The 13,223-nt window shown below is 62.8% G+C and carries 14 protein-coding genes; 10 read left to right on the forward strand and 4 right to left on the reverse strand.

Features of this window, described 5'->3' with window-relative positions:
• Positions 1-42: 42 nt before the first annotated feature.
• Together J1C56_RS31660 and J1C56_RS31665 are read left to right on the forward strand one after the other, a co-directional pair.
• Positions 43-450, forward strand: coding sequence for a hypothetical protein (locus tag J1C56_RS31660; RefSeq protein WP_214393878.1), 408 nt, complete (start codon positions 43-45; stop codon positions 448-450).
• Positions 451-522: 72 nt separating this feature from the next.
• Positions 523-921: a hypothetical protein gene (locus J1C56_RS31665; RefSeq protein ID WP_214393879.1), complete on the forward strand. Its 399-nt coding sequence runs from the start codon at positions 523-525 to the stop codon at positions 919-921.
• 5 nt (positions 922-926) lie between these two features.
• Here J1C56_RS31665 and J1C56_RS31670 read toward each other — a convergent pair whose 3' ends face one another.
• Positions 927-2,516, reverse strand: coding sequence for a trimethylamine methyltransferase family protein (locus J1C56_RS31670; protein WP_214393880.1), 1,590 nt, complete (start codon positions 2,514-2,516; stop codon positions 927-929).
• A gap of 288 nt (positions 2,517-2,804) precedes the next feature.
• Positions 2,805-4,298 carry a MocR-like pyridoxine biosynthesis transcription factor PdxR gene (gene pdxR / locus J1C56_RS31675; RefSeq protein WP_214393881.1) on the reverse strand — a complete coding sequence of 498 codons (1,494 nt, stop codon included), beginning with the start codon at positions 4,296-4,298 and terminating at the stop codon, positions 2,805-2,807.
• A 263-nt stretch (positions 4,299-4,561) separates the two neighbouring features.
• Here pdxR and pgi point away from each other — a divergent pair, with 263 nt between their 5' ends.
• Genes pgi through J1C56_RS31690 form a run of 3 tightly spaced genes read left to right on the forward strand, consistent with a single transcriptional unit; the run spans position 4,562 to position 7,512 of the window.
• A complete protein-coding gene (pgi, locus tag J1C56_RS31680; protein WP_420797452.1) occupies positions 4,562-6,238 on the forward strand; it encodes a glucose-6-phosphate isomerase in 1,677 nt (558 codons plus the stop codon).
• 51 nt (positions 6,239-6,289) lie between these two features.
• Entirely contained in the window at positions 6,290-6,997 is a 708-nt protein-coding gene (locus tag J1C56_RS31685) for an HAD family hydrolase (protein WP_214393920.1), read from the forward strand.
• A 53-nt stretch (positions 6,998-7,050) separates the two neighbouring features.
• Positions 7,051-7,512 carry a GNAT family N-acetyltransferase gene (locus tag J1C56_RS31690; RefSeq protein WP_214393882.1) on the forward strand — a complete coding sequence of 154 codons (462 nt, stop codon included), beginning with the start codon at positions 7,051-7,053 and terminating at the stop codon, positions 7,510-7,512.
• Positions 7,513-7,674: 162 nt separating this feature from the next.
• Here the strand turns inward: J1C56_RS31690 and J1C56_RS31695 are convergent, their stop codons facing one another.
• Positions 7,675-8,385 (reverse strand): outer membrane protein, encoded by a 711-nt coding sequence (locus J1C56_RS31695; protein ID WP_214393883.1) that lies wholly within the window; start codon positions 8,383-8,385, stop codon positions 7,675-7,677.
• Positions 8,386-8,857: 472 nt separating this feature from the next.
• Positions 8,858-10,033 carry an Mrp/NBP35 family ATP-binding protein gene (locus tag J1C56_RS31700; RefSeq protein ID WP_214393884.1) on the reverse strand — a complete coding sequence of 392 codons (1,176 nt, stop codon included), beginning with the start codon at positions 10,031-10,033 and terminating at the stop codon, positions 8,858-8,860.
• A gap of 209 nt (positions 10,034-10,242) precedes the next feature.
• On the opposite strand from J1C56_RS31700, the gene J1C56_RS31705 reads away from it, so the two are divergent.
• The 5 genes from J1C56_RS31705 (at position 10,243) to J1C56_RS31725 (ending at position 13,122) form a co-directional block, all read left to right on the forward strand.
• Positions 10,243-10,656, forward strand: coding sequence for a VOC family protein (locus J1C56_RS31705; protein WP_214393885.1), 414 nt, complete (start codon positions 10,243-10,245; stop codon positions 10,654-10,656).
• Positions 10,657-10,684: 28 nt separating this feature from the next.
• The gene (locus tag J1C56_RS31710) at positions 10,685-11,095 is read left to right on the forward strand and encodes a DoxX family protein (protein ID WP_214393886.1); all 411 of its coding nucleotides are present in this window, start codon (positions 10,685-10,687) and stop codon (positions 11,093-11,095) included.
• A gap of 25 nt (positions 11,096-11,120) precedes the next feature.
• On the forward strand, positions 11,121-11,672 hold the full coding sequence (locus J1C56_RS31715; RefSeq protein ID WP_214393887.1) for an SRPBCC family protein: 552 nt from the start codon (positions 11,121-11,123) through the stop codon (positions 11,670-11,672).
• A 108-nt stretch (positions 11,673-11,780) separates the two neighbouring features.
• Positions 11,781-12,158 (forward strand): VOC family protein, encoded by a 378-nt coding sequence (locus J1C56_RS31720; protein ID WP_214393888.1) that lies wholly within the window; start codon positions 11,781-11,783, stop codon positions 12,156-12,158.
• Positions 12,159-12,222: 64 nt separating this feature from the next.
• Positions 12,223-13,122, forward strand: a complete 900-nt coding sequence (locus J1C56_RS31725) for a LysR family transcriptional regulator (RefSeq protein ID WP_214393889.1) — start codon at positions 12,223-12,225, stop codon at positions 13,120-13,122.
• The last annotated feature ends 101 nt before the right edge of the window (positions 13,123-13,223 follow it).

A 13,223-nucleotide genomic window follows, 5' to 3' on the forward strand; every position in this document is an offset into this window, starting at 1 on the left:
AAGGGCCGGTGGAGATTTCCACCGGCCCTTTTGCTTGATGTCTTGCGTGTAGATCAGTCGTCGTTCGACGACGAATTCGAGGAACTGTTCGAGCTCGAGTTCGACGAGGAGTTGGAGCTGGAATTCGAGCTGGAGTTGCTCGACGAATTGGACGAGCTGTTGGAGCTGGAATTGTTCGACGAGTTCGACGAACGGTTGGAACTCGAATTGCTGTTCGAATTCGACCAGCTCGAGCCGCCCGACTTCCCGCCCGAAATGACCGTCTTGAAGAACTTCGAGAAGTCGTCGTCGGCATGGGCCGTGCTATTCGCAGCCGGCGCCGCGAGCAGCATTGTGCCAAGGATGGCGAGCATCTTTTTCATCTGTCATCTCCTGTTGGACAATCTTTGCGATTGCCCGGGAGGAACGGGAGAGGATGACAGCTATTCCATCCGCCAGACAAAAAACTGACCGAGGCGAGCCAGCTATCTTTGAAAATCTACCGAGGACCGACTAACTGGGGACCAAAGGAATTGATGTCCCATGGCCAAACGACGTTCTTCCCTCGGCTTTCTCGGCATGTTCGGCCGTTCGGGCGATCTGCGCGAACTGGACGCGGCCTTGCGCTCATACGACCTGCATCCCGCGCTGGTGCCGGAAGGCGTCAAGCTAACCATCGTCAACCTGATGAAGGACCACTGGCCAAACGATCCACCGTCGCAGGCGTACCCGCCGGTGGCGCAATTGTTCGGCTATTGCGTCGCCGGACCTGAGGTTTTCCAGCAAGCCAATGGTGGTGACTTGGTCCATCGCGTCGAACTGCGCATCGAAGCGGCGCTCGAAGCGGAGGACAGCTTCGACGCCCAGATCATTCTGCTGGCACTGCACGCCAAGCTGATCAACCCTGAAGTGGTTGAACGCTTCGGGCTGAGCGCCGACTAGCCGCCTTACCCGCCCATGCCACTGCGCGGCAGCTTGATAAGTTCGCCGAAAAGGGCGCGCAGCTTGTCGTCGGTAGCTTTTGGAACGTGGCGCGGAAAACGCTCGGCCAGCACGCGCTTCTTCTCGGCGACGGCCTTGCCCAGCAGGTCGGGCTTGCCCTTCTCGATCCACTCCTTGGGTGAAAAGCGGTCGGCGACGGCGGGATAGAAATATTCGGTCTGCATCAGCCTGAGCGTCTGCTCGTTGCCGAGATAATGGCCGGGCCCGTTGAGGCAGACTTCAGTGATGGTGTCGATCGACAGTGCTGCGTCTGACACCTCGATGCCGCGCACGCAGCGCAGGCATTGGCCCAGCATGTCATTGTCTATGATCAGGCTTTCCAGGCAGAAGCCGAGCAGCGAGGCATGCATGCCCGCCGACTCATAGACCAGATTGAGACCGGACAGGCCCGCCATCACATTGGTGATGCCCTTCTCGTAGCCGGACTGGACGTCGGGCAGCTTGGAGTCGGCCATGCCGGCGGCCGAGCCGCCGGGCAGATCGTAGAACTGGGCCATCTGGGCGCACGCGGACGTGAGGAGCGCCTGCTCGGCCGAGCCGCCGGACATGGCACCGGTGCGCAGGTCGGAGACGAAGGGCCAGGTGCCGAAGATGGCGGGCTGGCCTGGTTTCAGGGCATTGACGTAGACGAGGCCGGCCAGCACCTCGGCCACCGCCTGGACGACAGCGCCGGCGATAGCCGCCGGAGCGGTGGCGCCCGCCTGCCCTGCCGACAACAGCAGGATCGGGATGCCGCCCTCGACACAGGCCTCGAGCACGCCGCAGGCATCCTCGGCGAATTTCATCGGCGGCACGACGAAACAATTGGAATTGGAGACGAACGGCCGCGCCCTGAAGTTCTCCTCGCCGCCTGATATCTCGTAAAGCATCTGCAAGGCAGGGGCGACGTTTTCGCGGACGGTGAAGCTGGTGCCGACATGCTTGGAGGTGCCGGAAACGCAGGCGTAGAGCGTGTTGAAGTCCATTTCCAGCGGGTCGGGAATGTCGCGCGGCACCATCGGGCGTTGGAAGAAATGGATGTTGTCGAGACCATCGACGAGACGGGCCGCGTCGTAGATGTCCTGCAGCAGGCTTTCGCGATACTCACGCTTCTCGACGTCGACGAGGTGAACGGCAGCGCCGGCGGTGCCGTAATGCACGCGTTTGCCCTGGATCAGCATGTCATGTTTGGGGTCCTGGCCGCAGAGCGTGAAATTGCGGGCAGCGTTCCTGATCGTCGAGAGCACCAGTTCACGAGGGAAGCGGATGCGCCCGTCATCGCTGTAGGTCGCTCCGACCCGCGTCAGCGCCTCGATGCAGCTTGGAATGGCGTTGGCGAAACCGACCGTTTCGAGCAGCGTCAGCACGGCCTCATGGATGCGTTCGAGATCGCCCTGGCCCAATGCCTTGAAGCGACCGCCTTCGAGGCCGGCGCGGATGGGGCGGATGTCATCGGCGAGCGGAGCGGCGCGCATCGCCCGTCGCGCCTCCCTGCCACCGGACCGGCGCGAGCGTTGCTCTGCCGACAGGTCATGGCTTTCGATGGCAACTGACATGCAGGTCCTCCGAATTTGTGTGAGGCTGGCCCGCAGTGATTATGCCACCGTCGTGTCGCCTCGTTCCCTTTGCGCGACTATGCAATGTCCATTGGCCCAGACTATGGGCCAGAGGATTGCGCCGGATATGCCAGAGCGCTCATATAAGCCGACGGACGGAGGGATCGCCGGCAAGCGCATCGGCGCGAAAATCGGCATCGATTTTCGGCAGGCACGATGCGCAGATTCCAAACGTCAGAGCGTCCCGTGCGCGTCCAAGCGGACGCGCACGGGACGCTCTGTTGGGAATCACGCGGCCGCGGGGCGACGTCCGGCAGCGGTGGCCAGTTCGCGGATTCCGGGCTCGATGTGCTGCAGGGCGATCGAGGAAATGCCCAGGCGCATGAAGCGCGTCGGCTTGTCGGAGTGCTCGAAGAAACGCTCGCCCGGCTCGATGATCACGCTGCGGCTGGCGGCTGCCGCCGCAAGCCCGCGCGAGTCGGTGCCGCGTGGCCCTTCGAGCCATAGCGAGGTGCCGCCGGCCGAGTCCGTCGACTGCCAGTCTGGCAGAAAAGCCGAGATCGCCTGGACCAATCGCTTGCGCCTCTCGGTGAAGGCCGTCGACAGGCGTCGCACCAGGGCCTCATGATGGCCAAGCGACAGGAACAGCGCGACCGCGCGCTGATTGTTGGCCGGTGGGTGGCGCAGCATGAAGCGGCGCAGAGCGCGCAGTTCAGTGATGAGATCCGCCGAGGCAACGATGTAGCCAAGGCGCAGGCCGGGCGCGAGCGTCTTCGACATCGAGCCGACATAGACGACGCGGCCCGAGCGATCGAGACTCTTGAGCGCCTGCTGCGGTGCTTCGTCGAGCAGCTGGCTGTCGTAGCCGTCCTCGATGATGATCTGGTTGTTGCGCGATGCGCGAGCGAGCAGATCCTGCCGGCGCTCGGCGCTCAGCGGCACCATGGTCGGGCACTGATGGCTCGGCGTGACGAAGACAAAGCCGGCATCCGACGGAATCGCCGAGGTGACGATGCCTGAATGATCGACTGGAACCGGCTCGATGTCGGCACCTGAGAGCCGGAAGATCGAGCGCGCGTCCGGATAGCCCGGGTCTTCCATGGCGACCTTGGAGCCCTTGGTCATCAGGAGCGTGGCCAGCATGTAGAGGGCGTTCTGCGCACCGAGGGTGACGATGATCTCGTCGGGATTGGCGAAGATGCCGCGCCGCGGCAACAGCCGCGCCTGGATTTGCTCGATCAGCAACGGGTCGTCACGGTCGACCATGTCGGCCGCCCAGTTGCGGATCTCAAGCACGGCCAGCGCCATGCGGTTGCATTCGCGCCATTCGGCAGTCGGAAACAGCGTCGGATCGAACTGGCCGTAGACGAACGGGTAGGACGACTTGATCCAGTTATCGAGCTTGGCCGGCGGCTGCATGTCGGAGGCTGCGATCTGACGGCGCGCCTTCCAATCGATTTCATTGGCCTGATCGGGGCTCTTCTGCTGCGGCTTGGCCGGCGTTGCCAGAACTTCGGGATTGACGAAGTGGCCGCGGCGCTCGCGCGCGACGAGGAATCCCTGGTCGACAAGCTGCTGGAACGCCAGCACGACCGTGCCGCGCGCGACGCCGAGTTTTTCGGCGAGGATTCGGCACGAGGGCAGCGGCATCGAAGCCGCGATCTGACGATCGAGAATGGCAGCGACGATCGCCTGCCGGATCTGGGCCTGGAGCGTCTGACCTGATTCCGCCGAAATCCGGAACAAGCCTGACCAGATCGCCGTGTCGTTTCGCTGTGGCATGGGGACGTTTCCTGCATGTCCAGTCTTTTTGACTTTGCTGGACCATAGAAAGCTATCCTTGGTACAAGCAGTTGCACCAATCAATTTTTCTAATCCTATAGATTTATGCCAGTGAACCTTTCCAGCCCCGGTTGCAAACACACCCAGTTGAATCGATTGAAATTTGCCGCGATAGTCCACGGCGACGCCTCTCAATGAGTCCGAAGGTCTGCTAGGATGACATTGCAGGCGATGCGGGCAGAGCAAAATTCCGGAGTTCCAAGGTGATCGACCAACCTTTCAAGGCGGCGCTGGCCGCGCTTCGCAACAACCACCAGGACGCGCCGAAGAACTTGCGGGCAGCGTTCACCTCCGACCCGAAGCGGTTCCAGCACTTTTCCGCCTCTGATGGCGATCTGTTGCTCGACTGGTCGAAATGCGCCGTCGACGCCACCACCATGGCGCTGCTGGAAAAGCTGGCGCTATCGGTCGATCTCGAAGGCAGGCGCGCGGCGATGTTTGCCGGCGAGCGCATCAACGTAACCGAGGACCGCGCCGTGCTGCATACGGCGCTGCGCAACCCGCGCAGCGAACCGGTCATGCTCGACGGCCATGACGTGACGGTGGACGTGCATGCCGTGCTCGATGCCATGTCGGCGTTTGCCGAAGACGTCCGCTCGGGCAAGGCCGCGGGCGCCACCGGCAAGAAGATTACCGACATCGTCAATATCGGCATCGGCGGCTCCGACCTTGGCCCGGCCATGGCGACGCTGGCGCTGGCGCCTTATCATGATGGGCCGCGCGCGCATTTCGTCTCCAACATCGACGGCGCCCATATCCACGACACGCTGAAGGGGCTCGACGCCGGGACGACGCTGTTCATCATCGCGTCGAAGACCTTCACGACAGTCGAGACCATGACCAATGCCGCCACCGCCAGGCGCTGGGTCGAAGAGAAGCTGGGCGCCAAGGCGGTGGGCAGCCATTTTGCCGCCGTGTCGACGGCGCTCGACAAGGTGGCCGCGTTCGGCATCGAGCCGACCCGCGTCTTCGGCTTCTGGGATTGGGTCGGCGGCCGCTACTCCTTGTGGTCGGCCATCGGCCTGCCGATCATGATTGCCATCGGGCCGAAGAATTTCCGCGAGTTCCTGGCCGGCGCGCACGCCATGGACCGGCATTTCGCCACCGCGCCGCTGCTCAACAACATTCCGGTGCTGATGGGGCTTGTCGGCTTCTGGCACCGGGCGGTGTGCAACTATCCGGCCCGCGCCGTCATCCCCTACGACCAGCGCCTGTCGCGCCTGCCGGCCTATTTGCAGCAGCTCGACATGGAATCGAACGGCAAGAGCGTGACGCTTTCCGGCGGCGGCGTGGTGACGCCGACCGGCCCGCTGGTCTGGGGCGAACCCGGCACCAACGGCCAGCACGCCTTCTTCCAGCTGCTGCACCAGGGCACCGATTTCATTCCGGTCGAGTTCCTGGCGGCGGCCGAAGGCCATGAGCCCGACCTCAAGGAACACCATGACCTGCTGCTTGCCAACTGCCTGGCGCAGTCGGAAGCGCTGATGAAGGGCCGCACGCTTGAAGAAGCCCGGCGGCAGATGCTGACCAAGGGCATCAAGCCAGAGGAGGTCGACAAGATCGCGCCGCACCGCGTCTTCTCGGGCAATCGCCCGTCGGTGACGCTGCTCTACCGCAAGCTCGACCCGCACATGCTCGGCCGGCTGATCGCGCTCTATGAGCACCGCGTCTTCGTCGAGGCGCAGCTGTTCGGCATCAACGCCTTCGACCAATGGGGCGTCGAACTCGGCAAGGAACTGGCCACCGGGCTGCTGCCTGTCGTGGATGGGCGAGAAAATGCCGCGCGTCATGACTCCTCGACAGCCGGCCTCGTGGAGCATATCCACCGCCTCAGAGCGCCACGCGACAACCAGGCCGCGGACGCCGCACAGGCGCATTGAACCTGCGCATCCGGCCTTATGCCGGTGCACTAGGTCGGAGGAGTGAGCGATTTGAGGGGCATCAAGGGCATACTTTTCGACAAGGACGGGACACTTGTCGATTTCCAGGCGACGTGGTTTGCCATCGGCGAAATGATGGCGCTGAAGGCGGCGGATGGCGACCAGGAGCGGGCCAAGGCGCTGATGGAATCCGCCGGCTACGATTTCGCCGCCCATTGCTTCAAGGCCGACTCGGTGTTCGCCGCAGGCACCAACGCCGACATCGTCGAGCTTTGGTATCCCGCAGCCAGCACCGCCGAGCGGGCGGCGATGGTCAGGCATTTCGACGAGGTGACGGCGGAGGAAGGTGCCGCCAAGGCAGTGGCGCTGCCGGGCAGCAAGGACGCGCTGGCAAGCCTGCACAGCGCCGGCTTCCGGCTCGGCGTCGCCACCAACGATTCGACCGGCGGGGCGGAAAAGACGCTGCTGTCGCTCGGCGTCGCCCAGATGTTCGACGCGGCCTATGGCTATGACGCGGTCGCCAATCCCAAGCCGGCGCCGGATGCGATCCACGCCTTTTCCGACCTGACCGGCCTCAAGCCGTCCGAGATCGCCATGGTCGGCGACAACCGCCACGACCTCGAAATGGCAAAAGCCGGCGGCGCGCTGGCAATCGCCGTGCTGTCGGGCACCGGCACGCGGGAATCGCTGACGCCGATGGCCGACGTGGTGCTCGACTCGATCGCCGACCTGCCGGCCTATCTGGCGCGCGAGGCTTGAGCGGGGTCTACCCAGGTACACCCGTTGGCTCCAGCCACTCCAAAGGAAAACCCATGGCCAACGAGTTGACCATCCGCCGGGCGACCCGCGAGGACTTGCCCGAACTGGTACAGCTCTATCGCCATCTGGTGCCTGACGAGCCGGTCAGCACCGGACATGCGGAGGAAATCTGGGAGCGGTTCTCGCATTACGGCCCGAGCGGCGTCTTGCTCGGCCTTATCAACGGCAAGCAGGTTGCGACCTGTACGCTGGTGGTGGTGCCCAACTTCGTCCGCGGCGGCGCCAACTATGCACTGATCGAGAATGTTGTGACCCATGCCGGCTTCCGCGGCCGGGGCCACGGCAAGGCCGTGCTGCTGGCGGCGGTCGAGGCCGCGTGGTCGCTCGGTTGCTACAAGGTGATGCTGCTGACCAGCTCAAAGGAACCGGCGACGCTGGGCTTCTACCGCAACGCCGGGTTCGAGACGACCAAGACGGGATTTGAGGTCAGGCGGATACCGGTAAGGGAGGGGTGAGGCGGAAACGCTTTGGCCGCTCACCGTTCGAGTTTGGCGCGCAGTCCCGAATCAGGCTCGCCATCCAGGTCGCGCGGCGGCTGCGTTCGTCCGGCCAAGCAACGCTTGAATTGCAGCAAAAACCCCGGCTAGAGCCGGGGCTTTGTGGTCTGCCTGTCGAGATCAGAACCTGTAGTTCAGGCCGAAGCGAACTGTGTTCACCGCCCGATCGACTTTCAAGCGATAGCCGTCTTCGTTCCTTGAGACCACATCGCCGAAGTCGGCGTGCAAATACTCAGCCTTTACCGTCCAGCGGTCACTAAGGGCCAATTCAACACCTGCTCCCAGCGTCCAGCCAGCCTTGGTGCCGCCAAAATCTGGCCAGCTATCGCTGACATCATCCCTTTCGGTCCAAACATGTTTGAAGTGCGCAACGGCAAGACCACCGGTGACATATGGCATGAAGCGATCAAAAGCATAACCCGCCCGCGCGCGCACCGTGCCGAACATGTCCATCCTGTTGACCATGTCGACCTCGTCGGCACCCGTCGGATCGAAGCTGCGCTTGTTGGAGGTGAAGGCCAAGTCGCCTTCAATGCCTAGCACCAGGTTGTTGCCCAACTGGTGGTTGTAGCCGACCACGCCTCCCAGCAGAAACCCGCGCGACCCCGCGTCGAACGGCGAGATACCCCAGTCATCGTCGACGTCGGTCCACTCGCTGTTGAAGCCTGACCAGCCCACGTTCCCACCGACATACACGCCCGACCAATTGTAAGAGGATGGTGCCTCGCCTGCGGAGGCGACGTTTGATGGCACAACAAAGGACGCAGCTAGCAGCAGCACTGCCGTCGCGGGGTTACGTCGGTTGGCCATATTCGAAGATTTGAAGATCATTGTACCTGCCCTACATAGACGCTCGTTGGAGCGAACAGGGCAGCGCTCGCATGGACGCCGAGTACAACAACCATTGCGAGAATACAAGCCGAACTAGCGCACCGTTTGCAATTGGCACCCTGAGGCCACGTGGCGTTTATCTGCGACAAGTGGTGCTGCTCACCCGGCTGCAAGCACCGCCTGGCTTCCGCAACGCCGGCTTGCGGCTGCCACCAAGAGAAAGCTGAGCCGGGAGGCGCGCAGCGATCCTTCCCACCCCTCTCTGTCCTGCTGGACATCTCCCCCGCAAGGGGGGAGATCAGACGTCATATCGACTTTCGCCAATCACCATTGTTGCAGGATGTGCTGCGGCGTACGAGCTGCCAATCTACCCCCTTGCGGGGGAGATGTCCGGCAGGACAGAGAGGGGTGCGAAGGATCGCAAGCTCCGGGATCATCCCGCCGGCCAAGTGCTCAGCCTATATCGCTGCCCTTACTCGAACACGATCGTCGGCACAGCCGCCTCGGATGCGCCCTTCTCTTCCTGGATCCGCGCCCAGACCTTGGTCGCTATGTCGCGATAGATCCTGGCTTCGGCGCCGTCGGGTTTCGACACCACGACGGGCGTACCGGCGTCCGAGCTTTCGCGGATGCCCATCTCCAGCGGCACTTCGCCCAGGAAAGTGACGCCGAGACGCTCGGCTTCCTTGCGGGCGCCGCCATGGCCGAAGATGTCGTAGCGCTTGCCGGTATCGGGGGCGATGAAATAGCTCATGTTCTCGACGATGCCGAGCAGCGGCACGTCGACTTTCTTGAACATGTTCAGGCCCTTGCGGGCATCGATCAGGGCCAGGTCCTGCGGCGTCGAGACGATGACGGCGCCTGCAAGCGGCACCTGCTGGGCCATGGTGAGCTGGGCGTCGCCGGTGCCGGGCGGCATGTCGACGACGAGCACGTCGAGTTGGCCCCATTCGACCTCGCGCAGCATCTGGGTCAGCGCCGACATGACCATCGGGCCACGCCAGATCATCGGCGTCTCTTCGTCGACGAGGAAGCCCATCGACATCACCTTGAGGCCGTAATTCTGCATCGGCTTCAAAATCTTGCCGTCGACCGTCTCGGGCCGGCCATGGATGTTCAGCAGGCGCGGCATCGACGGGCCGTAGATGTCGGCATCGAGCACGCCAACCTTCAAGCCGTTGGCGGCGAGGCCGAGCGCGATGTTGACGGCGGTCGTCGACTTGCCGACGCCACCCTTGCCCGAGGCGACCGCGATGATCGAGGCGATACCTGGCACGCCGCGCTTGCCCTGGCTATGCGAAGCGGGCGCCTGCGGTGCGGGGCGCGCGGCGGGTGCGGGTGCTGCCGCCGGACGCGGAGGTGCTGGACGCGACGGCACCGGCGCTTCCATGCCACCGCCTTTTTTCTCGGCAGTCAGGGCAACGACAGCGCCGTTGACGCCGGGAATCGCCTTGACGACGCGCTCGGCGGCGGCCCGCAGCGGCTCCATCTCCTGGGCGCGCGCGGCCGGAACGGTGATCGAGAAGAACACCTTGCCGTCAGCGATGAAGATGTCGGAGACCAATCCGAGATCGACGATGTTGCCTGAGAAATCCGGGCCGTTGACCGTCTTGAGACGCTCCACAACGATTTCCTTGGTGACTGTCATGTGTCGAACCTGCTGCTATCTGTTGGGCTTCAGATAATGCAGTTTGCCGCAAGAACCAAGCTACCCGAAATGGCAGCGGGCTCTCGCCCGTTGGGCAAGCCCGCCAATCGCCCGATATTGTCCGACAAAAGAAATTTTCGCCCCCATGTAGGATCGGCGCTGCCTGCGCCGTCCTTGGGGCATACGAAGCCTAATCCTGGAGCACGGCGATGAAGTTCGTCAATTATCTTTTCTTCAACGGAAACTGCCGTGAAGCTTTCGAGTTCTATGCCAAAGTATTCGACGGCGAGATCGTCGGCATGCTTACTCACCGCGAAACGCCAGCCGGCAAGGATGTCTCCGAGGAATGGCAGGACAAGATCATCAATGCTCAACTGGTCATCGGCGACCAGTCGATCATGGCCTCCGATGCACCACCGCAATACCGGACGGAGATGTCGGGATTTTCGGTATCGGTGGACACCAATGATCTGGCCAAGGCCGAAGCCATCTTCGCGGCGCTTGCCGATGGCGGCACCGTCAACATGCCGTTCAGCCCGACCTTCTGGGCCAAGGGTTTCGGCATGGTGAAGGACAAGTTCGGCACGCCGTGGATGATCAGCAGCGGCAACGCCGGCGAATAAGCAGCAAACGCGATTTTACGAGGAAAACATGACGCATTCAGCCATTGAGACCCCTGCAATTTCGAATCCGGCACTTTGGACCGGCCGCGTGTTGAGCGGCGCCCTGATCGCGTTCCTGGTGTTTGACGCGGTGATCAAGCTCGTGCCGCTACAGGTGGTGATCGAAACCACCGCGGCACTCGGCTTTCCGCCGGAGCTTGCCCGGACGCTCGGCATCCTGACGCTCGTCTGCACCGTACTCTACGCCTGGCCAAGGACGGCGATACTCGGCGCGATCCTTCTGACCGGTTATCTCGGCGGCGCGATCGCCATCCATCTGCGCATTGGCAACCCGATGTTCTCGCACACCCTGTTTGGCGTTTACCTCGGGCTGATGGCCTGGGGCGGGCTGTATCTGCGCGATCCGCGCCTGCGGGCGCTGATCCCGTTTAGCCGCTGAACAAGCCATATCCAAGGAAACGAAAATGCAGATTATCGTCATCATCCTCGCGCTGGCCGTGCTTGCGGTCCTCGTGATCCTGGCAATCGCCGCCACCAAGCCCGCCACCTTCAGCATCAGCCGGACGACCGACATCGACGCCGCGCCTGACACGATCTTTCCGCTGATCAACGACTTCCACAACTGGCGCGACTGGTCGCCATGGGAAGCGCTCGACCCCGACCTCAAGCGCAAGATGAGCGGGGCGGAATCCGGCCGGGGCGCAGTCTACGAATGGGACGGCAACAAGAAGGTCGGCAGCGGCCGGATGGAGATCATCGAGGTGACGGCGCCGAACAAGGTGGTCATCAAGCTCGACTTCCTGACGCCGTTCGAAGCGCACAACGTGGCCCGCTTCACCATGGAGCCGCAGGGCGGGAAAACCCGCCTGAACTGGGAAATGACCGGCCCCTCGCCCTTCATGTCCAAGGTGATGCAGGTGTTCATGAACTTCGACAAGATGGTCGGCAAGGACTTCGAAAAAGGCCTCGCCAGCCTCAAGGCGATTGCCGAACGGAAGCGGCTTTCCGGCTCGTGAACTCGCCGACCTGACACACGGCAAGACCTGTCGCCCCAGCGGGGCGGCACTATCTTCAACCCAATGCAGGGCTCACCTGAACGGGGGGCAAACAGAGAGGAGACTGACATGCTTGGTCAAATCAATGCCGTTGCCAATCTGGCCGTCAAGGATCTCGGGCGCGCCAAGAGCTTCTACGAAAAGACACTCGGCCTCAGGGAGGTCGAGCATATGGGCGAGGAGGTGTCGGTGCTGAAGAGCGGCGATAGCGTGATCAACGTCTACCGCTCGGAATATGCCGGGACCAACAAGGCGACTGCGGTCACCTGGGCGGTCGGCGACAAGATCGACGGGCTGGTCGAGGAGCTGAAGTCGAAAGGCGTGACATTCGAGCACTACGACATGCCCGACACCCGCCTCGAAGGCGACGTCCATGTCTTCGGCGACTTGAGGGTTGCGTGGTTCAAGGATCCCGACGGCAACATCCTCAACCTCATCAACCAATGATTTTTGATGCGGTAGTCCCTTGTGAAGACTGGCTAATCCGGCCGGCGCCGGATAGCCTTCCGGCATGATAGACAAGCTTGAGTTCTTCATCGCACTCGCAAGGGAGCAACATTTCGGGCGCGCCGCCGAGGCATGCGGCGTCACCCAGCCGACGCTGTCCGCCGGCATCAAGCAACTCGAGGACGTCCTCGGCGTGATGTTGGTGCAGCGCGGGTCGCGCTTCCAAGGCCTGACAACGGAGGGCCGGCAGGTGCTGGACTGGGCCAGGCGCATCGTCGGCGACACCCGGGCGATGCGCGAGGAAATGCGCGCCGCCCGCCACGGCCTTTCGGGCCGCATCCGCATCGCCGCCATCCCAACCGCACTCGCCATGGTTCCAAGGCTGACGACGCCGTTTCGCGAGAAGCACCCCGGCGTCACCTTCTCGATCCTGTCGCGCACCTCGATCGAAGTTCTGTCGCTGCTCGGCAATTTCGAGATCGACGCGGGAATCACCTATCTCGACAACGAGCCGCTCGGCCGGGTGACCAGCGTGCCGCTCTATGCCGAGCGCTACCAGCTGATCACGGCGGTGGGGAACGAATATTCCGATCGCGACAAGGTGACGTGGGAAGAGGTGAGCACGCTACCGCTGTGCCTTTTGACCCCCGACATGCAGAACCGCCGCATCATCGACCAGCATCTCGCCGATGCCGGCGTGCAGGTGCGGCCGACGCTCGAATCGAACTCGATGATCGTGCTGTTCTCCCACATCAGGACCGGCAAGTGGTCGTCGATCATGCCGCTCAACCTCGCGGAAACGTTCGGTTTTGCCGAACCGATCCGGGCCATTCCGATCGTCGAACCGGATGCCAGCCACACCGTCGGACTGGTCGTGGCGCGGCGCGATCCGAACACGACGCTGGTGCAGGCGCTGCTTGACGAAGCCATGGCGCTGGCAGGCGATTTCCGCCGCAAGGCGTGAGCTATGATGCCCCTGCTTTCGTCCACTCGATAGAAAATTTTTATCATGTGACGAAACAGCTTTATTGATTCCGACCCCCTAGATCGGGTTCAATAGGGATA

The organism is Aminobacter anthyllidis, assembly GCF_018555685.1.
GTDB classification, from domain to species: domain Bacteria; phylum Pseudomonadota; class Alphaproteobacteria; order Rhizobiales; family Rhizobiaceae; genus Aminobacter; species Aminobacter anthyllidis.

Bases quoted from the DNA above. Each gene is read 5' to 3' on its own strand.
- J1C56_RS31665 (WP_214393879.1), top strand. From the start codon at position 523: ATGGCCAAACGACGTTCTTCCCTCGGCTTTCTCGGCATGTTCGGCCGT.
- J1C56_RS31705 (WP_214393885.1), top strand. From the start codon at position 10,243: ATGAAGTTCGTCAATTATCTTTTCTTCAACGGAAACTGCCGTGAAGCT.
- J1C56_RS31670 (WP_214393880.1), bottom strand. From the start codon at position 2,516: ATGTCAGTTGCCATCGAAAGCCATGACCTGTCGGCAGAGCAACGCTCG.
- J1C56_RS31715 (WP_214393887.1), top strand. From the start codon at position 11,121: ATGCAGATTATCGTCATCATCCTCGCGCTGGCCGTGCTTGCGGTCCTC.
- J1C56_RS31700 (WP_214393884.1), bottom strand. From the start codon at position 10,033: ATGACAGTCACCAAGGAAATCGTTGTGGAGCGTCTCAAGACGGTCAAC.
- J1C56_RS31720 (WP_214393888.1), top strand. From the start codon at position 11,781: ATGCTTGGTCAAATCAATGCCGTTGCCAATCTGGCCGTCAAGGATCTC.
- J1C56_RS31695 (WP_214393883.1), bottom strand. From the start codon at position 8,385: ATGATCTTCAAATCTTCGAATATGGCCAACCGACGTAACCCCGCGACG.
- J1C56_RS31710 (WP_214393886.1), top strand. From the start codon at position 10,685: ATGACGCATTCAGCCATTGAGACCCCTGCAATTTCGAATCCGGCACTT.
- J1C56_RS31690 (WP_214393882.1), top strand. From the start codon at position 7,051: ATGGCCAACGAGTTGACCATCCGCCGGGCGACCCGCGAGGACTTGCCC.
- J1C56_RS31725 (WP_214393889.1), top strand. From the start codon at position 12,223: ATGATAGACAAGCTTGAGTTCTTCATCGCACTCGCAAGGGAGCAACAT.
- pdxR (WP_214393881.1), bottom strand. From the start codon at position 4,298: ATGCCACAGCGAAACGACACGGCGATCTGGTCAGGCTTGTTCCGGATT.